The following is a 20,581-nucleotide window of genomic DNA, read 5'->3' as shown; positions in this document are numbered from 1 at the left end:
TCTTTTTTTTATGTTCCGTATTCTTACACCTTTTCATATGGGTGATCAGCATTTGGATAAATTTCAGTTGGGTATTTACCAGTAAAGCAGGCTAAACAATGCCCTCTATTTTCTCCATCATCTGTACGACCAATCGCATCAATCATTCCTTCTGTACTTAAGAAGATAAGAGAATCAGCTCCAATTATTTCACGAAGTTCTTCTACTGAATATTTTGATGCAATTAACTCTTCTTTTGTTGATGTATCAATTCCATAGAAACAAGGATTTTTAATTGGTGGAGAACTGATTAGTACATGTACTTCTGTTGCTCCTGCTTCTCTTAACATCGTCACAATACGTCTACTCGTGGTTCCACGAACAATGGAATCATCGACCATAATCACTCTTTTTCCTTCTACCACTCCGCGAACAGCAGAAAGCTTCATCTTAACGCCTTGCTCACGAAGAGATTGGGAAGGTTGAATGAATGTTCTACCAACATAGCGATTTTTAATCAATCCAAGCTCATACGGAATGCCAGTTGCTTCCGCATATCCGATTGCCGCAGAAATACTAGAATCTGGTACTCCAGTGACTACATCTGCTTCAATTGGTGCTTCAAGTGCTAATCTTTTCCCAAGATTTTTACGTGCTGTATGAACATTAATCCCATTGATATTACTATCAGGTCTAGAAAAATAGACATATTCCATTGTGCACATTGCGATATTAGAAGCGACAGAGAACATCTCTGAACGGAAGCCATTATCATCGATGATTAAAAGTTCTCCTGGTAAAATATCATGAATAAACTCTGCTCCTACCACATCAAAGGCACATGTCTCTGAGGCAACAACATAAGCATCTCCTAATTTCCCTAAAGAAAGAGGACGCATTCCATTTGGATCTAAGGCAACCATTAATTCTGTTTCCGTTAAAATAAGAAAAGCATAGGCACCTTTAATCATTGTCAGTGCATTTTTCACTCTTTCCTTAAAAGCCGCAAAGCCGCCTCTTCTAATTAAATGTGCAAGCACCTCTGTATCAGAGCTTGTTTGAAAAATACTTCCTTGTGCTTCTAGCTGGCTTTTTAAAGCTGTCGCATTTACTAGGTTTCCGTTGTGAGCAAGTGCCATACTTCCGCTTTGGAAGTGGAACAGAAGAGGCTGGACATTTTCATAGCCTCCTCCTCCTGCTGTTGCATAACGCACATGACCTATTGCTGCTTTTCCACTTAATTCTTTTATTGCTTCTTGCGTGAAAATTTCAGAGACTAATCCCTCTCCCTTGATTCCCTTTAATTTTTCACCATCTGTTGCTACAATGCCAGTGCCTTCTTGACCACGATGCTGTAAGCTATGCAGTCCATAATATGCCAATTGAGATGCATCCTCATGTCCCCAGACACCAAAAATGCCACATTCCTCATTTAACCCTCTTATTTCAGCAAGCATGGAATTGCTCCTCTCCAGGCGTTCGTTAATGAATCAACCTGCTCATTTACTAGAATAGTTTCCCCTTGGCTAATGGTAAGAACGGCTGTATCTGTAACTTCTCCTACTAGTGTAGCAGGAACTAATTTTTCAAAAGTCTCTTTGTTTTCTGGTTTAATTGAAAGCAAGAAACGTGATTGTGATTCACTAAAAAGTGCTGTTACAGCATCTTCTGTAACATTTACTTTTGCTCCTAAGCCTTTTGAGCTGATTAAGCTTTCCGCAACAGCAACTGCTAACCCGCCTTCAGCTAAATCGTGAGCAGATTCTACAACGCCTGCACGAATTGCCTCCAGCACTGCTTGCTGATACGTTTTTTCAAGCTCTAAATCTAAGGAAGGTGCCTTGCCAGAAATAGTTCCTTCAAGCATTTTTTGCAGCTCACTTCCGCCAAACTCTGCTTTTGTTTCCCCGAGCACATAAATTAAGTCACCAGCAGATTTAAAGCTTTGTGTAGTAATGTCTTTCGTATCCTTTATTAATCCGACCATGCCAATGACAGGAGTAGGATAGATAGCTGTTCCATTTGTTTCATTATATAAAGAGACATTCCCGCCGATTACTGGTGCATTCAAAGCTAAGCAAGCTTCACTGATTCCATCTGCCGCTTTTTCAATTTGCCAGAAAATCTCTGGTTTCTCTGGATTTCCAAAATTTAAGTTATCTGTAATGGCAAGTGGTTCTGCCCCAGAACAAACAATATTACGTGCTGCTTCTGCTACTGCAATCTTGCCGCCTGTTTCTGGATCTAAGTATAAGTATCTTGCATTACAGTCCGTTGTCATCGCTAATGCCTTTTTCGTTCCGCGAATACGTACTACAGCTGCATCAGAACCTGGCGCCACTACTGTATTCGTACGAACCATATAGTCATATTGATTATAAACCCACTCTTTGCTTGCAATTGTAGGCTGTTTTAACAGATTAAGAAGTGTTTCTCCATAGTTATTTACGGTAGGAATATAGTTTTCCATTGCTTGGAACTCGCGATAATATGTTGGTTCACTAGATGGCTTATGATAGACAGGAGCATCCTCTGCTAAAGCATCTGCAGGAACATTTGCTACTATTTCTCCTTTATGAAGAAGACGAAGCATTTTATCATCTGTTACAACACCAATTGCTACTGCTTCTAAATCATATTTATGGAAAAGATCTTTAATTTCTTGTTCTCTTCCTTTTTTTACGACAATCAACATACGTTCTTGTGATTCAGAAAGCATCATTTCATAAGCAGTCATTCCTGTCTCACGCTGTGGTACTAAATCTAAATTCATTTCAATACCAGAGCCGGCTTTACTCGCCATTTCTGCACTAGAGCTTGCCAGTCCTGCAGCACCCATATCCTGAATACCAACTAATGCATCTGATTGAATCAGTTCAAGACATGCTTCAAGAAGAAGCTTTTCCATAAATGGATCCCCAACTTGTACTGCTGGACGCTTTTCATCTGAGTTCTCTGTTAATTCCTCAGATGCAAATGTCGCACCATGAATACCGTCACGTCCTGTTTTGGCTCCAACATACATCACCGTATTCCCGACACCATGCGCTTGGCCTTTTTTAATATCCTCATGATTAATTAAACCAACACACATCGCATTTACAAGAGGATTTCCAGCATAGGAATCATCAAATGCAATTTCTCCACCAACTGTTGGAATCCCTATACAGTTACCATAGCCAGCAATTCCAGCAACTACTTCTCTAAAAAGATATTTTGTCCGTTCATTATCTAATTCACCGAAGCGTAAAGAGTTAAGAATAGCAATTGGTCTTGCTCCCATGGAGAAGACATCACGGATAATTCCACCTACGCCTGTTGCAGCACCTTGATATGGTTCTATAGCAGATGGATGGTTGTGACTCTCGATTTTAAACGCAACCGCTTGACCATCGCCAATATCTACAATTCCTGCACCCTCGCCAGGCCCTTGTAACACTTGAGATCCTGTAGTTGGGAATTTTCTTAATACTGGCTTCGAATTTTTATAACTGCAATGTTCTGACCACATAACAGAAAATAACCCAATCTCCGTATAGTTAGGAAGACGGCCAAGAATTCCTTCTACCATCGCAAACTCTTCATCCGTCACACCCATTTGTTTGTAAATTTCTTCTGATTTAATTTGTTCTGGACTTGGTTCAAGCATTAACGACATTTGCTTCCCTCCACTGACTAACGATTGATTTAAATATTTTCAGACCATCTGCTCCACCTAATAGCTCATCTACCGCTCTTTCTGGATGTGGCATCATGCCAAGGACATTTCCTTTTTCATTTGTGATTCCCGCAATATTTTCTAAACTTCCGTTTGGATTTGTACCATTATAAGTAAAGACAATTTGGTTGTTTGCTTTTAAGTTTGCTAATGTTTTTTCATCACAGTAGTAATTCCCTTCTCCATGCGCAATTGGTACTGTGATTACTTCATTTACATCATATTCAGAAGAAAACATTGTACGATTATTCACTACTTGCAGTTCAACTGGCTTACAGATAAACTTTAAGCTTTCATTTCTTCGCATTGCGCCAGGCAGTAAACCTGCTTCTAATAATATTTGGAATCCATTACATGCACCGAGAACTGGTTTGCCTGCTTCTGCTGCTTTCACTACTTCTTTCATTACATTACTGAATCTTGCAATTGCTCCTGTACGAAGATAGTCACCATATGAGAATCCCCCAGGCAGCAAAATTCCATCAAAGCCTTCTAAGCTGTCTGTATCATGCCATACGTATTCTACTTCTTCCCCAAGCTCATCTTTCACCGCATGGAACATATCAACATCACAATTGGACCCTGGAAATACGATTACTGCAAACTTCACTGTGCAACAACCTCCTCCACCTCATAGCGGTAATCTTCAATCACAGTATTAGCAAGTAACTTTTCGCACATTTCCTTCACTAGTTCATCGATATTTCGTTCTGATTTATCAATCGTTAATTCTAAGTACTTCCCGATACGGACATCTTCTACTTGTTTATAATTTAATGAATGTAGGGATCCTTTTACCGCATTTCCTTGTGGATCTAATACACTTTCTCTTAATGTGATATATACTTTAACCTTAAACATATTGACTTCCCCCTAGTCTCGCTAAAATATTTTCATATGCATCTGTTAAATTTCCTAAATCGCGGCGAAATACATCTTTATCTAATTTCGCATTTGTTTCTTTATCCCAAAGGCGGCATGTATCTGGCGAAATTTCATCAGCAAGAAGAACATTTCCCTCTTTGTCTTTGCCAAATTCTAATTTAAAATCAACTAGGTTAATTCCCAATTCTCCAAACAACCTGCATAATACTTCATTTACTTCCAATGCCTTCTTCTTTAAAATGGCAACTTCCTCTGTTGAGGCAAGCTTTAATTCTTCGATATGGTCCTCCGTAATCATGGGGTCACCTAATGCATCATCTTTGTAGTAAAACTCAACTAGCGGTTTTGATAACGAAATCCCCTCTTTTATTCCTAATCTTTTTGAAAAACTGCCTGCTGCTAAATTTCGAACAACTACTTCTAACGGAATAATGTCTACTTTTTTCACAAGCTGTTCTGTTTCTGACAATTTTTTCACGAAATGCGATGGAATACCAAAGTCTTTTAACTTTAAGAATAATAAACTAGTAATCTCATTATTTAATCGACCTTTGCCTGTAATAGTTGCTTTCTTCTCTCCATTAAAGGCAGTAGCGGAATCCTTATATTCCAGCCAAACTATATTCTCATCCGAAGTTTCATACACTCTTTTTGCTTTTCCTTCATACAATAAAGCTCTCTTTTCCATTTGAAGAGTCTCCTTATCAAAAAAATTAGGGATAAAACGAAAAATTCTAACTTGTAATTCCTTACTCAAAATTCGGTATATTCTGTTTTCATAATTTATAGTAGAGCTGTCATTTTATGTGACAGCTCTTATTTTTTTATAGGCCAAGACGATCAAAAATCGTATCAACATGTTTAATATGGAAGTGATAATCAAAACAATCATCAATCTCTTCTTTTGTTAACTTAGAAGAAATGACTGCATCATTATCCACCAGCTCACGGAACGGTACTTGCTTTTCCCATGATTCCATTGCTCTAGGCTGTACAGTATCATACGCCTCTTCTCTTGTAAGCCCCTTATCAATTAGAGCAAGTAATACTCGTTGTGAGTAAATTAAGCCAAGCGTACGATCCATATTACGTTTCATATTCTCTGGGAATACAGTTAAATTTTTCACGATATTGCCAAAACGATTTAACATATAATTTAAGGCAATTGTTGCATCAGGAATAATGATTCGCTCTGCAGATGAATGAGAAATATCTCTTTCATGCCATAGAGGAACATTTTCATAGGCAGTCAGCATATAGCCACGTATAACACGAGCAAGACCTGCCATGTTTTCTGAACCAATTGGGTTACGCTTATGCGGCATAGCCGAGGAACCTTTTTGTCCTTTGGCGAAAAACTCTTCCACTTCTCTAGTTTCACTTTTTTGCAGTCCACGAATTTCCACTGCAAATTTTTCAATAGATGTAGCGATTAATGCTAGTGTTGACATATAATCCGCATGACGATCACGCTGTAATGTTTGCGTAGAAATCGGAGCTGGCTTAATCCCCAATTCTTTACATACATATTGTTCTACAAAAGGATCAATATTTGCATAAGTTCCAACTGCACCAGAAATTTTGCCATATTCAATTCCTTCAGCAGCTGCCTTAAATCTCTCAAGGTTACGTTTCATTTCCTCATGCCATAAAGCAAGCTTTAAACCAAAAGTAGTTGGTTCTGCATGCACCCCATGTGTACGCCCCATCATAACGGTGTATTTATGCTCTTGTGCTTTATTCTTCAGAATTTCAATAAAGTTCTCTATGTCTTTTAACAAAATTTCATTTGCTTGTTTAATTAAGTAGGAAAGTGCTGTATCTACAACATCTGTAGAAGTTAAACCATAATGCACCCATTTTCGTTCTTCTCCAAGCGTTTCCGATACCGCTCTAGTAAATGCTACAACATCATGTCTTGTATCCATTTCTATTTCTTTAATACGCTCGATATCAAAAGAAGCATTTTCACGGATTTTTTTTACATCCTCTTCTGGAATCTCACCAAGCTTTACCCAAGCCTCACATGCTAAAATTTCTACCTCTAACCATGCTTTAAAGCGATTTTCCTCTGTCCAAATGTTTCCCATTTCGGGTCTTGTGTAACGATCAATCATTGTTTATCCTCCGATTTTTTCTTTCTGTACCTTCCATATGTGCGTATTCTCGATTTCATCCAAAGCCATTTCAACAGAAGAACGAAGCAAAGTAGCATGCCCCATCTTTCTATTTTCTTTAGGATCCTGTTTTCCATAAAGATGAATCTTCCAATCCTGTAACTCAGGAATTTGTCCGATTACCTTTCCTTGGTGCTGACCGAGAATATTAACCATAACAGCAGGTCTTAATAATCTAGTGCTTGCTAACGGCCAATTACACACTGCACGGATATGCTGCTCAAACTGTGAGGTTTCACATGCCTCAATTGTATAATGCCCCGAATTATGTGGTCTAGGAGCCAACTCATTAATATAAATCTCTTCGGCTTCCGTCAAGAACATTTCTACAGCTAGCGTTCCTACTAAATGTAAGTACTCAGCTAACTTGCTCGCTTTTTCTATCGCTAAGTCCTTTGCGAAGTCACTAATTCGAGCTGGAACAATTGATTCATGTAAAATATTATTAAGATGGATATTTTCACTAACTGGAAAAACTGTAGATTCTCCTTTTCCACTTCTCGTGATAATAACTGATATTTCCTTTTCAAAAGGAATCCATTTTTCTAATACACAAACACCACTATTTAAAAGCTTTTCCGCATCTGTTATTTGACTGCTTTCTCTAATAACATATTGACCTTTTCCATCATAACCTCCACGCGCTGTTTTTAAAACAGCTGGATAGCCTAATTGTGCTATTCCATTATAAATATCACTCGTTTTTTCGACAACAACATATGGAGCTATTTTGATACCAGCTTGCTCTATTGCCTGTTTCTCTTTCACACGATCCTGCGTAATTTCAAGTAAGGCAGAGCCTTGTGGAACATAAGTATTGTTCGTTAGCCAATCGAGACAAGCTGCATCTATATTTTCAAATTCATACGTAATGACATCACTAATTTCCGCTAACTTCTTAATTGCTGATAGACTATCATAGGCATCTACAATTTTATAATCAGCTACCTGGCCACAAGGTGAGTCTTCTGTAGGATCTAACACGGCAATTCTAAATCCCTGTGCTTTTGCTGCAATTGCCATCATACGCCCTAACTGGCCGCCACCTATAATGCCAATTGTTTGACCTGGCAGTATTATTCTATTAGACAAGCTCATCACTACTTTCCATCACTTCTTTTTTCGTTCTTTCTCTCATGGAAAAAAGTCTTTCTGCTAATCCTAAGTCTGTAGTTCCAATTATTTGGGCTGCAAGAAGTCCTGCATTTGTAGAACCTGCTTTTCCAATTGCTACAGTTGCAACAGGAACTCCTCCAGGCATTTGTACAATTGACAATAAGGAATCAAGTCCATTTAAAGCTTTTGATTGAACAGGGACTCCTATAACTGGTAAAGTCGTCTTAGCTGCGACCATTCCTGGAAGGTGTGCTGCTCCGCCAGCTCCTGCAATAATTACTTTAATCCCTCTATTTCTAGCACTTTCTGCATATTCAAACATTAAGTCAGGAGTACGATGAGCTGAGACTACTTTTTTCTCATAGGCTACTTCTAGCTGATCTAATATGCTACAAGCATGTTTCATTGTTTCCCAATCTGATTTACTCCCCATGATAACACCAACAGATGCGGTCATGTTCTCCCTCCTGATTCCATTTAAAAAAGCCCTAGACAGAAAACTTCTACACTAAAAGAGAGAAAGTATCTGTCCAGAGCTTAATAAACCTGAAAAAATAAACTTCTACTTTTTTCAGCTCTTTTTCATTCACTTTCCCTCATAGTCCAGTATTTTACGGTTACTGGGTAGAAACTTATGGACCATATTCCCATTATTATATGAGGGCTATTCAATTAATTTTATTTATTATCTTGTTTACTAACACTATACCATCTTAACAAGCATATTTATATGTTGTCAACAGTAAATGTCGAACGATTAATATAAATTCATTTTTATTGTTCGTGATTTAACTTTCTAACTGTACAGCTTCAAAGATTATTTGCTGTGATACTGGCTCATAAGTCATATGACCGTTCCCCTTTACTTCTTTAAAAACAGGCTTTTCCAATCGCTTTATCGGTGTATAACCTTCCTTCTTCATTCTGTCTAAACAGTCATTAATTGACTCATTTGTTTGCACTTCAAATCTTTTTTTCTTACTCATTAAATAATTTTCCTTTCTTGACACTTTTCACCCAAAATCCGCCATAAATTGTTTTAGGCTCATATGCAATAATAAATGCTTTTGGGTCTAGTTCTTTAATTGTTTGATATAATTTTAATTCATATTTTCGCGGAGTCAATATTTGCAAGGACATACGGTCACCTTCCAAGCCCTGTGCTGCCCACGTAGTCACACCATAACCTTTTGTTCTTAAGGAATTGGGCAAATCACGATCATATTCCTTCGTTATTACATTAACAGTAATATATCCTAAAGCCAGCTTTTCCTCAATCTTCATTCCAACTACGACTCCTATTCCATATCCAACCGCATAGGCAATCAAGTTTTGAATTTGATCCAAATTATCTAAAACTAATCCTAAACCAATAACATAAACGACTACCTCTATCATACTGATAAAGGCAGCTAGATAACGTTGCCCCTTTAAAGTTAGTATCATCCGTATCGTAAAGAAAGAAACATAAACAATATTAATTACGAGAATAATAAATATCATTGTAGCACTATTTTCAAACATACATTTTCTCACTCCCATATGTATTTATAATTCCTATATCATACTTATAATTACCTAATGCGAGAGAAGTAAACAATTTTATCTCCCTTGACAAAAGACAGATAAATCTGAAAAGTTCCTATATAATAGAAGAAAGTCGGATTTTTTTATGTGTAATATGGTGGCTTAGTTCTAATTGAAAAACGAGTGTGAAGGATTTTTGTTGTTTCTATAAGAAAAGATATGATGAAGAGTAATAAGTATGTACTATTTTGTTAGCATCCACCTATTAGGCCTTTAGTTGAGGGAATAGGTCTAATACGATATAATCCAAAGATCACAATATGATCCACCAAAAAATATATGGTCAAAATCACAAAGATATGAGCAAATCATGATATTTATGTTCCAAACTATCTATTAGCTATTTAGTTTGCTAACGTTCAAAAAAAGACCTAAAAGCAATAAGCCTTTAGGTCTTTTCATTTGCCTGGCGACGTCCTACTCTCACAGGGGGGGAACCCCCAACTACCATCGGCGCTGAGAAGCTTAACTTCCGTGTTCGGTATGGGAACGGGTGTGACCTTCTCGCTATCGCCACCAGACTATTTTATTTTGAGGTTATTCCCTCAAAACTAGATTATGAAGTAAAAGAAAGAAATAAGTAATCTTTCTTAGCTTACGCTAAGAGTTTTTTAGTTAAGTCCTCGATCTATTAGTATCAGTCAACTCCACATGTCGCCACGCTTCCATCTCTGACCTATCAACCTGATCATCTTTCAGGGATCTTACTAGCTTACGCTATGGGAAATCTCATCTTGAGGGGGGCTTCATGCTTAGATGCTTTCAGCACTTATCCCTTCCGCACATAGCTACCCAGCGATGCCTTTGGCAAGACAACTGGTACACCAGCGGTGCGTCCATCCCGGTCCTCTCGTACTAAGGACAGCTCCTCTCAAATTTCCTACGCCCACGACGGATAGGGACCGAACTGTCTCACGACGTTCTGAACCCAGCTCGCGTACCGCTTTAATGGGCGAACAGCCCAACCCTTGGGACCGACTACAGCCCCAGGATGCGATGAGCCGACATCGAGGTGCCAAACCTCCCCGTCGATGTGGACTCTTGGGGGAGATAAGCCTGTTATCCCCGGGGTAGCTTTTATCCGTTGAGCGATGGCCCTTCCATGCGGAACCACCGGATCACTAAGCCCGACTTTCGTCCCTGCTCGACTTGTAGGTCTCGCAGTCAAGCTCCCTTGTGCCTTTACACTCTACGAATGATTTCCAACCATTCTGAGGGAACCTTTGGGCGCCTCCGTTACTTTTTAGGAGGCGACCGCCCCAGTCAAACTGCCCACCTGACACTGTCTCCCACCCCGATCAGGGGTGCGGGTTAGAATGTCAATACAGCCAGGGTAGTATCCCACCAATGCCTCCACCGAAGCTGGCGCTCCGGCTTCCAAGGCTCCTACCTATCCTGTACAAGCTGTACCAAAATTCAATATCAGGCTGCAGTAAAGCTCCACGGGGTCTTTCCGTCCTGTCGCGGGTAACCTGCATCTTCACAGGTACTATAATTTCACCGAGTCTCTCGTTGAGACAGTGCCCAGATCGTTACACCTTTCGTGCGGGTCGGAACTTACCCGACAAGGAATTTCGCTACCTTAGGACCGTTATAGTTACGGCCGCCGTTTACTGGGGCTTCAATTCAGAGCTTCGCACTAACGTGCTAACCCCTCCTCTTAACCTTCCAGCACCGGGCAGGTGTCAGCCCCTATACTTCGCCTTGCGGCTTCGCAGAGACCTGTGTTTTTGCTAAACAGTCGCCTGGGCCTATTCACTGCGGCTCTCGCAGGCTTGCACCCGCAAGAGCACCCCTTCTCCCGAAGTTACGGGGTCATTTTGCCGAGTTCCTTAACGAGAGTTCTCTCGCTCACCTTAGGATTCTCTCCTCGCCTACCTGTGTCGGTTTGCGGTACGGGCACCCTAAATCTCGCTAGAGGCTTTTCTTGGCAGTGTGGAATCAGGAACTTCGGTACTATATTTCCCTCGCCGTCACAGCTCCGCTTATGTGGTAATGGGATTTGCCTCATTACCAGCCTAACTGCTTGGACGTGCTAATCCAACAGCACGCTTACCCTATCCTCCTGCGTCCCCCCCATTGCTCAAACGATTTAAAGGTGGTACAGGAATATCAACCTGTTGTCCATCGCCTACGCTTTTCAGCCTCGGCTTAGGTCCCGACTAACCCTGAGCGGACGAGCCTTCCTCAGGAAACCTTAGGCATTCGGTGGATGAGATTCTCACTCATCTTTCGCTACTCATACCGGCATTCTCACTTCTAAGCGCTCCACCAGTCCTTACGGTCTAGCTTCAACGCCCTTAGAACGCTCTCCTACCACTGACATCATAGATGTCAATCCACAGCTTCGGTGATACGTTTAGCCCCGGTACATTTTCGGCGCAGAGTCACTCGACCAGTGAGCTATTACGCACTCTTTAAATGGTGGCTGCTTCTAAGCCAACATCCTGGTTGTCTAAGCAACTCCACATCCTTTTCCACTTAACGTATACTTTGGGACCTTAGCTGGTGGTCTGGGCTGTTTCCCTCTTGACCACGGATCTTATCACTCGTAGTCTGACTCCCAAGAATAAGTATTTGGCATTCGGAGTTTGTCTGAATTCGGTAACCCGATGGGGGCCCCTAGTCCAAACAGTGCTCTACCTCCAATACTCTAAATCTTGAGGCTAGCCCTAAAGCTATTTCGGAGAGAACCAGCTATCTCCAAGTTCGATTGGAATTTCTCCGCTACCCACACCTCATCCCCGCACTTTTCAACGTGCGTGGGTTCGGGCCTCCATCCAGTGTTACCTGGACTTCACCCTGGACATGGGTAGATCACCTGGTTTCGGGTCTACAACCACATACTATTTCGCCCTATTCAGACTCGCTTTCGCTGCGGCTCCGTCTCTTCAACTTAACCTCGCATGTAATCGTAACTCGCCGGTTCATTCTACAAAAGGCACGCTATCACCCATAAATGGGCTCTAACTACTTGTAGGCACACGGTTTCAGGATCTATTTCACTCCCCTTCCGGGGTGCTTTTCACCTTTCCCTCACGGTACTGGTTCACTATCGGTCACTAGGGAGTATTTAGCCTTGGGAGATGGTCCTCCCTGCTTCCGACGGGATTTCTCGTGTCCCGCCGTACTCAGGATACACTCAAGAGGGAACGAAGTTTCGACTACAGGGTTTTTACCTTCTACGACTGACCTTTCCAGATCGATTCGTCTACCCCGTTCCTTTGTAACTCCATATAGAGTGTCCTACAACCCCAAGAGGCAAGCCTCTTGGTTTGGGCTAATCCCGTTTCGCTCGCCGCTACTCAGGGAATCGCGTTTGCTTTCTCTTCCTCCGGGTACTTAGATGTTTCAGTTCCCCGGGTCTGCCTTCAGTACCCTATGTATTCAGGTAAAGATTCTATCCCATTACGGATAGAGGGTTTCCCCATTCGGAAATCTCTGGATCAAAGCTTACTTACAGCTCCCCAAAGCATATCGGTGTTAATCCCGTCCTTCATCGGCTCCTAGTGCCAAGGCATCCACCGTGCGCCCTTTCTAACTTAACTTAGTTGTCGGCTAAAGATAAACTTCACATCTCTTCGTCAGCTTCTTCACTCTGCTCCTCACGTACTGTCGTACGCTCCGGTGCTCGCTCCGTCGCTTCCTTGACCTGCTCGTTTCTCTTTACCCTCCATTCTTTGAATAGGTATTCGTTTAATACGATTACTTTTCAAAGAAATAATTCTCTAACATAGAGAATCTAAGATGGCGATTACTCGGTTTCTTTCTTGTTTTTACTATTCATAATCTAGTTTTCAAGGAACAATTTCGGCTAAAGATAAACTTCGCATCTCTTCGTCAGCTTCTTTGCTCTGCTCCTCACGTACTGTCGTACGCTCCGGTGCTCACTCAGGCACTTCCTTGATCTACTTGTTTCTCTTTACCCTCAAACTTCTTACTGTTTTGAGGAATTAATTGCTCCCTCAAAACTGAACAACAAATCGTCAACAATCTATGATGGAATGTAAATTCCATTTTCCTTAGAAAGGAGGTGATCCAGCCGCACCTTCCGATACGGCTACCTTGTTACGACTTCACCCCAATCATCTATCCCACCTTAGGCGGCTGGCTCCAAAAAGGTTACCCCACCGACTTCGGGTGTTACAAACTCTCGTGGTGTGACGGGCGGTGTGTACAAGGCCCGGGAACGTATTCACCGCGGCATGCTGATCCGCGATTACTAGCGATTCCAGCTTCATGTAGGCGAGTTGCAGCCTACAATCCGAACTGAGAATGGTTTTATGGGATTTGCTCGACCTCGCGGTTTTGCTGCCCTTTGTACCATCCATTGTAGCACGTGTGTAGCCCAGGTCATAAGGGGCATGATGATTTGACGTCATCCCCACCTTCCTCCGGTTTGTCACCGGCAGTCACCTTAGAGTGCCCAACTTAATGCTGGCAACTAAGATCAAGGGTTGCGCTCGTTGCGGGACTTAACCCAACATCTCACGACACGAGCTGACGACAACCATGCACCACCTGTCACTCTGTCCCCCGAAGGGGAACGTCCTATCTCTAGGAGTGTCAGAGGATGTCAAGACCTGGTAAGGTTCTTCGCGTTGCTTCGAATTAAACCACATGCTCCACCGCTTGTGCGGGCCCCCGTCAATTCCTTTGAGTTTCAGCCTTGCGGCCGTACTCCCCAGGCGGAGTGCTTAATGCGTTTGCTGCAGCACTAAAGGGCGGAAACCCTCTAACACTTAGCACTCATCGTTTACGGCGTGGACTACCAGGGTATCTAATCCTGTTTGCTCCCCACGCTTTCGCGCCTCAGCGTCAGTTACAGACCAAAGAGTCGCCTTCGCCACTGGTGTTCCTCCACATCTCTACGCATTTCACCGCTACACGTGGAATTCCACTCTTCTCTTCTGCACTCAAGTCCCCCAGTTTCCAATGACCCTCCACGGTTGAGCCGTGGGCTTTCACATCAGACTTAAAGGACCGCCTGCGCGCGCTTTACGCCCAATAATTCCGGACAACGCTTGCCACCTACGTATTACCGCGGCTGCTGGCACGTAGTTAGCCGTGGCTTTCTGGTTAGGTACCGTCAAGGTACAAGCAGTTACTCTTGTACTTGTTCTTCCCTAACAACAGAGCTTTACGATCCGAAAACCTTCATCACTCACGCGGCGTTGCTCCGTCAGACTTTCGTCCATTGCGGAAGATTCCCTACTGCTGCCTCCCGTAGGAGTCTGGGCCGTGTCTCAGTCCCAGTGTGGCCGATCACCCTCTCAGGTCGGCTACGCATCGTTGCCTTGGTGAGCCGTTACCTCACCAACTAGCTAATGCGCCGCGGGCCCATCTGTAAGTGACAGCGAGATGCCGTCTTTCAGCTTTCCACCATGTGGTGGAAAGAATTATCCGGTATTAGCTCCGGTTTCCCGAAGTTATCCCAGTCTTACAGGCAGGTTGCCCACGTGTTACTCACCCGTCCGCCGCTAACTTTAAAAGCAAGCTTTTAAAGTCCGCTCGACTTGCATGTATTAGGCACGCCGCCAGCGTTCGTCCTGAGCCAGGATCAAACTCTCCAATAAAGAGTTGATTAGCTCATTGCTAAACTCTAGCTTTTTTGTTACTTGTTTTTGTTCTATAACGTTCGTTATAAAACGATTATTGTTGACGTTTGTTTGTTCAGTTTTCAAAGAGCAATTTGTTTGTTGCTTATCAGAGGCAACTTTTATATAATATCACAATGTTCATTTGAAAGTCAATAACTTTTTTTAAAAAAATTCAACTGTCAAACTATCATACCGGCGTCGCTTTAGAAGCAACTTTTATATAATAACAGGTTATTACCCTTTTGTCAGCAGTTTATTCAAAAAAAATAAAAATAAATTATTCCTAATTTTAAAATAAACATCTCTGAAATTAAATTATATAGGAGAAGAGAGAAATAACCCCTTCTCCCAACAAACTACCTTCATTATTTCATAGAGAAAAGCAATATTCTAGCGGACATGCATATCGTTAGGGTGAGACCCTTTACGTCTATTAATATTTAATTGATTAATCGAATTCACTTCATTTACATCTAATTCGAAATCAAATACCTGGAAGTTTTCTTCAATTCTTGATGGAGTAACAGACTTAGGAATTACAATTGTATGGTTTTGTAAATGCCAGCGCAATACAACTTGAGCTGGTGTTTTTTTATGTGCATCTGCAATATTTTTAATCACTTCATCTTGCAATACTTCTCCACCCTGATCTAACGGACTCCACGCTTCTACAAAAATATCATGCTTTGCACAATACTCCTTTAGTTCCTTTTGAGCTAAGTATGGATGACATTCCACCTGATTTAGAACAGGTTTTACTTCACATTCATTTAATATCCGCTCTAAATGTTCAATTTCAAAGTTACAAACTCCAATAGCCTTCACTTTTCCATCCTTATATAATTTTTCTAAAGCTTTGTATGTATCCACATAACCATCAAATTGAGGAGTTGGCCAATGAATTAAATATAAATCCACATATTCAAGACCTAATCTTTCTAAACTTTCATCAAAAGCCTTTAATGTATTTTCATAACCTTGATCACTGTTCCAAACCTTTGTTGTAATAAATAACTCTTCACGGGGAACAGAAGATTCTTTTATTGCTTTCCCTACACCCTTTTCATTTTTATAAATCATTGCCGTATCAATCGAGCGATAACCTACTTCTAGTGCTTTTGCAACTGCACTAGTTGCTTGCTCATCTGCAACTTGCCAAACACCAAAACCTAATTGAGGCATTTTTAAACCATTATTTAATGTAACAAATTCCATTTTTCATTTCTCCTTTTTGTAAGTTTATCTTTTTACTATCATCCTTATAATTAACTCATACGTACAAATACTAGCCTCTTCCTTATTCGCTATCAGATACAATCGATTAAACATTAAGTTTATCCTTCACTTCAATTTATCCAATAAAGATTATGTATAACCAAAACCACCCCCTTAGAGGACAACTTCAATTAATTGGTATATTTCCTATTTCAACTTGCTAAATCGCTGCATAATATTTTAAGGAATACTCTACTAGGTTTACTTGATTGATATTTTACAAGACTTAATATAATAATGTAAGTAGTGAAATTTTTATGACATAGTTACTTATATTTAACTTACTATGAATTATTAAGTAGGAGGTATAGAATGGAAATTCCATGCTCAATTGAAAAAACACTAGATATCATCGGAAATAAATGGTCTTTTCTAGTGCTAAGAGAATTATTTGAAGGGACAAAACGTTTTAACGAATTACGGAGGTCCATTGAAGGGATAAGCCCTAATTCTTTAACTACAACGCTTAAACATTTAGAAAAGAAAGGGATTATTATTCGAACAGCTATACCCACAGTTCCTATTACTGTCGAATACTCTCTTACGGAAAAAGGAGAATCCTTTCATAGTGTATTAAAGGAAATGAAAAAATGGGCTGCAGAATGGGCATAATCTATTTAATAAGTTTATAAAGCAAACTTCATTTAAAAACGGTATCCCATCTATATACTCATCAAAATAACAGGGCATTTGTCAGGTCTACCATTATTCATTTAGAAAGATCACTTTTTATAGTATACAAAAAGACCTAAAAGCAATAAGCCTTTAGGTCTTTTTAATTGCCTGGCGACGTCCTACTCTCACAGGGGGAGAACCCCCAACTACCATTGGCGCTGAGAAGCTTAACTTCCGTGTTCGGTATGGGAACGGGTGTGACCTTCTCGCTATCGCCACCAGACTATTTTATTTTGAGGTTATTCCCTCAAAACTAGATTATGAAGTAAAAGAAAGAAATAAGTAATCTTTCTTAGCTTACGCTAAGAGTTTTTTAGTTAAGTCCTCGATCTATTAGTATCAGTCAACTCCACATGTCGCCACGCTTCCATCTCTGACCTATCAACCTGATCATCTTTCAGGGATCTTACTAGCTTGCGCTATGGGAAATCTCATCTTGAGGGGGGCTTCATGCTTAGATGCTTTCAGCACTTATCCCTTCCGCACATAGCTACCCAGCGATGCCTTTGGCAAGACAACTGGTACACCAGCGGTGCGTCCATCCCGGTCCTCTCGTACTAAGGACAGCTCCTCTCAAATTTCCTACGCCCACGACGGATAGGGACCGAACTGTCTCACGACGTTCTGAACCCAGCTCGCGTACCGCTTTAATGGGCGAACAGCCCAACCCTTGGGACCGACTACAGCCCCAGGATGCGATGAGCCGACATCGAGGTGCCAAACCTCCCCGTCGATGTGGACTCTTGGGGGAGATAAGCCTGTTATCCCCGGGGTAGCTTTTATCCGTTGAGCGATGGCCCTTCCATGCGGAACCACCGGATCACTAAGCCCGACTTTCGTCCCTGCTCGACTTGTAGGTCTCGCAGTCAAGCTCCCTTGTGCCTTTACACTCTACGAATGATTTCCAACCATTCTGAGGGAACCTTTGGGCGCCTCCGTTACTTTTTAGGAGGCGACCGCCCCAGTCAAACTGCCCACCTGACACTGTCTCCCACCCCGATCAGGGGTGCGGGTTAGAATGTCAATACAGCCAGGGTAGTATCCCACCAATGCCTCCACCGAAGCTGGCGCTCCGGCTTCCAAGGCTCCTACCTATCCTGTACAAGCTGTACCAAAATTCAATATCAGGCTGCAGTAAAGCTCCACGGGGTCTTTCCGTCCTGTCGCGGGTAACCTGCATCTTCACAGGTACTATAATTTCACCGAGTCTCTCGTTGAGACAGTGCCCAGATCGTTACACCTTTCGTGCGGGTCGGAACTTACCCGACAAGGAATTTCGCTACCTTAGGACCGTTATAGTTACGGCCGCCGTTTACTGGGGCTTCAATTCAGAGCTTCGCACTAACGTGCTAACCCCTCCTCTTAACCTTCCAGCACCGGGCAGGTGTCAGCCCCTATACTTCGCCTTGCGGCTTCGCAGAGACCTGTGTTTTTGCTAAACAGTCGCCTGGGCCTATTCACTGCGGCTCTCGCAGGCTTGCACCCGCAAGAGCACCCCTTCTCCCGAAGTTACGGGGTCATTTTGCCGAGTTCCTTAACGAGAGTTCTCTCGCTCACCTTAGGATTCTCTCCTCGCCTACCTGTGTCGGTTTGCGGTACGGGCACCCTAAATCTCGCTAGAGGCTTTTCTTGGCAGTGTGGAATCAGGAACTTCGGTACTATATTTCCCTCGCCGTCACAGCTCCGCTTATGTGGTAATGGGATTTGCCTCATTACCAGCCTAACTGCTTGGACGTGCTAATCCAACAGCACGCTTACCCTATCCTCCTGCGTCCCCCCCATTGCTCAAACGATTTAAAGGTGGTACAGGAATATCAACCTGTTGTCCATCGCCTACGCTTTTCAGCCTCGGCTTAGGTCCCGACTAACCCTGAGCGGACGAGCCTTCCTCAGGAAACCTTAGGCATTCGGTGGATGAGATTCTCACTCATCTTTCGCTACTCATACCGGCATTCTCACTTCTAAGCGCTCCACCAGTCCTTACGGTCTAGCTTCAACGCCCTTAGAACGCTCTCCTACCACTGACATCATAGATGTCAATCCACAGCTTCGGTGATACGTTTAGCCCCGGTACATTTTCGGCGCAGAGTCACTCGACCAGTGAGCTATTACGCACTCTTTAAATGGTGGCTGCTTCTAAGCCAACATCCTGGTTGTCTAAGCAACTCCACATCCTTTTCCACTTAACGTATACTTTGGGACCTTAGCTGGTGGTCTGGGCTGTTTCCCTCTTGACCACGGATCTTATCACTCGTAGTCTGACTCCCAAGAATAAGTATTTGGCATTCGGAGTTTGTCTGAATTCGGTAACCCGATGGGGGCCCCTAGTCCAAACAGTGCTCTACCTCCAATACTCTAAATCTTGAGGCTAGCCCTAAAGCTATTTCGGAGAGAACCAGCTATCTCCAAGTTCGATTGGAATTTCTCCGCTACCCACACCTCATCCCCGCACTTTTCAACGTGCGTGGGTTCGGGCCTCCATCCAGTGTTACCTGGACTTCACCCTGGACATGGGTAGATCACCTGGTTTCGGGTCTACAACCACATACTATTTCGCCCTATTCAGACTCGCTTTCGCTGCGGCTCCGTCTCTTCAACTTAACCTCGCATATAATCGTAACTCGCCGGTTCATTCTACAAAAGGCACGCTATCACCCATAAATGGGCTCTAACTACTTGTAGGCACACGGTTTCAGGATCTATTTCACTCCCCTTCCGGGGTGCTTTTCACCTTTCCCTCACGGTACTGGTTCACTATCGGTCACTAGGGAGTATTTAGCCTTGGGAGATGGTCCTCCCTGCTTCCGACGGGATTTCTCGTGTCCCGCCGTACTCAGGATACACTCAAGAGGGAACGAAGTTTCGACTACAGGGTTTTTACCTTCTACGACTGACCTTTCCAGATCGATTCGTCTACCCCGTTCCTTTGTAACTCCATATAGAGTGTCCTACAACCCCAAGAGGCAAGCCTCTTGGTTTGGGCTAATCCCGTTTCGCTCGCCGCTACTCAGGGAATCGCGTTTGCTTTCTCTTCCTCCGGGTACTTAGATGTTTCAGTTCCCCGGGTCTGCCTTCAGTACCCTATGTATTCAGGTAAAGATTCTATCCCATTACGGATAGAGGGTTTCCCCATTCGGAAATCTCTGGATCAAAGCTTACTTACAGCTCCCCAAAGCATATCGGTGTTAATCCCGTCCTTCATCGGCTCCTAGTGCCAAGGCATCCACCGTGCGCCCTTTCTAACTTAACTTAGTTTCGACCAAAGATAAGCGGCGTATCTCTTCGTCAGCTTCTTCACTCTGCTCCTCACGTACTTTCGTACGCTCCGGTGCTCGTTCGGTCGCTTCCTTGACCTACTTGCTTCTCTTTGCTCTCCAATCTTTGAAGGAGTATTCGTTTAATACGACTACTTTCCAAAGAAGTAATTCTCTAAAATAGAGAATCTAAGATGGCGATTACTCGGTTTCTTTCTTGGTTCTTACTTTTCATAATCTAGTTTTCAAGGAACAATTTCGGCTAAAGATAAACTTCGCATCTCTTCGTCAGCTTCTTCGCTCTGCTCCTCACGT

At 42.5% G+C, this 20,581-nt stretch carries 12 protein-coding genes, 5 rRNA genes and 1 riboswitch; of the genes, 1 reads left to right on the top strand and 16 read right to left on the bottom strand.

Going from position 1 to position 20,581, the window contains the following annotated elements:
• Positions 1–23: 23 nt before the first annotated feature.
• The 14 genes from purF to NKG37_RS09210 form a co-directional block, all read right to left on the bottom strand.
• Positions 24–1,436: an amidophosphoribosyltransferase gene (purF, locus tag NKG37_RS09275; RefSeq protein WP_254416129.1), complete on the bottom strand. Its 1,413-nt coding sequence runs from the start codon at positions 1,434–1,436 to the stop codon at positions 24–26.
• On the bottom strand, positions 1,421–3,637 hold the full coding sequence (gene purL / locus NKG37_RS09270; RefSeq protein WP_047944714.1) for a phosphoribosylformylglycinamidine synthase subunit PurL: 2,217 nt from the start codon (positions 3,635–3,637) through the stop codon (positions 1,421–1,423). Before purL ends, purF begins: the two co-directional genes overlap by 16 nt.
• A complete protein-coding gene (gene purQ / locus NKG37_RS09265) occupies positions 3,621–4,307 on the bottom strand; it encodes a phosphoribosylformylglycinamidine synthase subunit PurQ (RefSeq protein ID WP_254416128.1) in 687 nt (228 codons plus the stop codon). The genes purL and purQ overlap by 17 nt, the downstream gene beginning before the upstream one ends.
• Complete coding sequence (gene purS / locus NKG37_RS09260) at positions 4,304–4,558, bottom strand: phosphoribosylformylglycinamidine synthase subunit PurS (RefSeq protein ID WP_047944717.1); 255 nt, start codon at positions 4,556–4,558, stop codon at positions 4,304–4,306. Before purS ends, purQ begins: the two co-directional genes overlap by 4 nt.
• On the bottom strand, positions 4,551–5,270 hold the full coding sequence (purC, locus tag NKG37_RS09255; RefSeq protein WP_047944718.1) for a phosphoribosylaminoimidazolesuccinocarboxamide synthase: 720 nt from the start codon (positions 5,268–5,270) through the stop codon (positions 4,551–4,553). The genes purS and purC overlap by 8 nt, the downstream gene beginning before the upstream one ends.
• 136 nt (positions 5,271–5,406) lie before the next feature.
• A complete protein-coding gene (purB, locus tag NKG37_RS09250) occupies positions 5,407–6,699 on the bottom strand; it encodes an adenylosuccinate lyase (RefSeq protein WP_047944719.1) in 1,293 nt (430 codons plus the stop codon).
• A gap of 3 nt (positions 6,700–6,702) precedes the next feature.
• Positions 6,703–7,857 (bottom strand): 5-(carboxyamino)imidazole ribonucleotide synthase, encoded by a 1,155-nt coding sequence (gene purK / locus NKG37_RS09245; protein ID WP_254416127.1) that lies wholly within the window; start codon positions 7,855–7,857, stop codon positions 6,703–6,705.
• Positions 7,844–8,332 carry a 5-(carboxyamino)imidazole ribonucleotide mutase gene (purE, locus tag NKG37_RS09240; protein ID WP_169187773.1) on the bottom strand — a complete coding sequence of 163 codons (489 nt, stop codon included), beginning with the start codon at positions 8,330–8,332 and terminating at the stop codon, positions 7,844–7,846. Before purE ends, purK begins: the two co-directional genes overlap by 14 nt.
• A 122-nt stretch (positions 8,333–8,454) precedes the next feature.
• Positions 8,455–8,556, bottom strand: a riboswitch (purine riboswitch).
• Between the two features lie 107 nt (positions 8,557–8,663).
• On the bottom strand, positions 8,664–8,861 hold the full coding sequence (locus NKG37_RS09235) for an NETI motif-containing protein (protein ID WP_016205028.1): 198 nt from the start codon (positions 8,859–8,861) through the stop codon (positions 8,664–8,666).
• Positions 8,854–9,399 carry a DUF2179 domain-containing protein gene (locus tag NKG37_RS09230; protein WP_169187772.1) on the bottom strand — a complete coding sequence of 182 codons (546 nt, stop codon included), beginning with the start codon at positions 9,397–9,399 and terminating at the stop codon, positions 8,854–8,856. The genes NKG37_RS09235 and NKG37_RS09230 overlap by 8 nt, the downstream gene beginning before the upstream one ends.
• 467 nt (positions 9,400–9,866) lie before the next feature.
• Positions 9,867–9,983: ribosomal RNA gene (gene rrf, locus NKG37_RS09225) — 5S ribosomal RNA — on the bottom strand.
• Positions 9,984–10,073: 90 nt separating this feature from the next.
• Positions 10,074–13,010: ribosomal RNA gene (locus NKG37_RS09220) — 23S ribosomal RNA — on the bottom strand.
• A gap of 478 nt (positions 13,011–13,488) precedes the next feature.
• Positions 13,489–15,038, bottom strand: a 16S ribosomal RNA gene (locus NKG37_RS09215).
• The 16S, 23S and 5S rRNA genes sit together here, the layout of an rRNA operon.
• A gap of 414 nt (positions 15,039–15,452) precedes the next feature.
• The gene (locus NKG37_RS09210; protein ID WP_016205472.1) at positions 15,453–16,277 is read right to left on the bottom strand and encodes an aldo/keto reductase; all 825 of its coding nucleotides are present in this window, start codon (positions 16,275–16,277) and stop codon (positions 15,453–15,455) included.
• 372 nt (positions 16,278–16,649) lie between these two features.
• Here NKG37_RS09210 and NKG37_RS09205 point away from each other — a divergent pair, with 372 nt between their 5' ends.
• Positions 16,650–16,949 (top strand): winged helix-turn-helix transcriptional regulator, encoded by a 300-nt coding sequence (locus tag NKG37_RS09205; protein WP_016205471.1) that lies wholly within the window; start codon positions 16,650–16,652, stop codon positions 16,947–16,949.
• Between the two features lie 169 nt (positions 16,950–17,118).
• On the opposite strand, the gene rrf (NKG37_RS09200) is transcribed toward NKG37_RS09205, so the two are convergent.
• Positions 17,119–17,235: ribosomal RNA gene (rrf, locus tag NKG37_RS09200) — 5S ribosomal RNA — on the bottom strand.
• Between the two features lie 90 nt (positions 17,236–17,325).
• Positions 17,326–20,262: ribosomal RNA gene (locus NKG37_RS09195) — 23S ribosomal RNA — on the bottom strand.
• Between the last annotated feature and the right edge of the window lie 319 nt (positions 20,263–20,581).

This window comes from Niallia sp. RD1, assembly GCF_024219955.1.
Lineage (GTDB): Bacteria > Bacillota > Bacilli > Bacillales > Cytobacillaceae > Niallia > Niallia alba.
This window is presented reverse-complemented; position numbering and strand designations above follow the sequence as displayed.

Excerpts from the sequence above, each read along its gene's own strand:
- purF (WP_254416129.1), bottom strand. The coding sequence starts at position 1,436 with ATGCTTGCTGAAATAAGAGGGTTAAATGAGGAATGTGGCATTTTTGGT.
- purS (WP_047944717.1), bottom strand. The coding sequence starts at position 4,558 with ATGTTTAAGGTTAAAGTATATATCACATTAAGAGAAAGTGTATTAGAT.
- purC (WP_047944718.1), bottom strand. The coding sequence starts at position 5,270 with ATGGAAAAGAGAGCTTTATTGTATGAAGGAAAAGCAAAAAGAGTGTAT.
- purL (WP_047944714.1), bottom strand. The coding sequence starts at position 3,637 with ATGTCGTTAATGCTTGAACCAAGTCCAGAACAAATTAAATCAGAAGAA.
- purE (WP_169187773.1), bottom strand. The coding sequence starts at position 8,332 with ATGACCGCATCTGTTGGTGTTATCATGGGGAGTAAATCAGATTGGGAA.
- purB (WP_047944719.1), bottom strand. The coding sequence starts at position 6,699 with ATGATTGATCGTTACACAAGACCCGAAATGGGAAACATTTGGACAGAG.
- NKG37_RS09205 (WP_016205471.1), top strand. The coding sequence starts at position 16,650 with ATGGAAATTCCATGCTCAATTGAAAAAACACTAGATATCATCGGAAAT.
- NKG37_RS09210 (WP_016205472.1), bottom strand. The coding sequence starts at position 16,277 with ATGGAATTTGTTACATTAAATAATGGTTTAAAAATGCCTCAATTAGGT.
- NKG37_RS09230 (WP_169187772.1), bottom strand. The coding sequence starts at position 9,399 with ATGTTTGAAAATAGTGCTACAATGATATTTATTATTCTCGTAATTAAT.
- NKG37_RS09235 (WP_016205028.1), bottom strand. The coding sequence starts at position 8,861 with ATGAGTAAGAAAAAAAGATTTGAAGTGCAAACAAATGAGTCAATTAAT.
- purK (WP_254416127.1), bottom strand. The coding sequence starts at position 7,857 with ATGAGCTTGTCTAATAGAATAATACTGCCAGGTCAAACAATTGGCATT.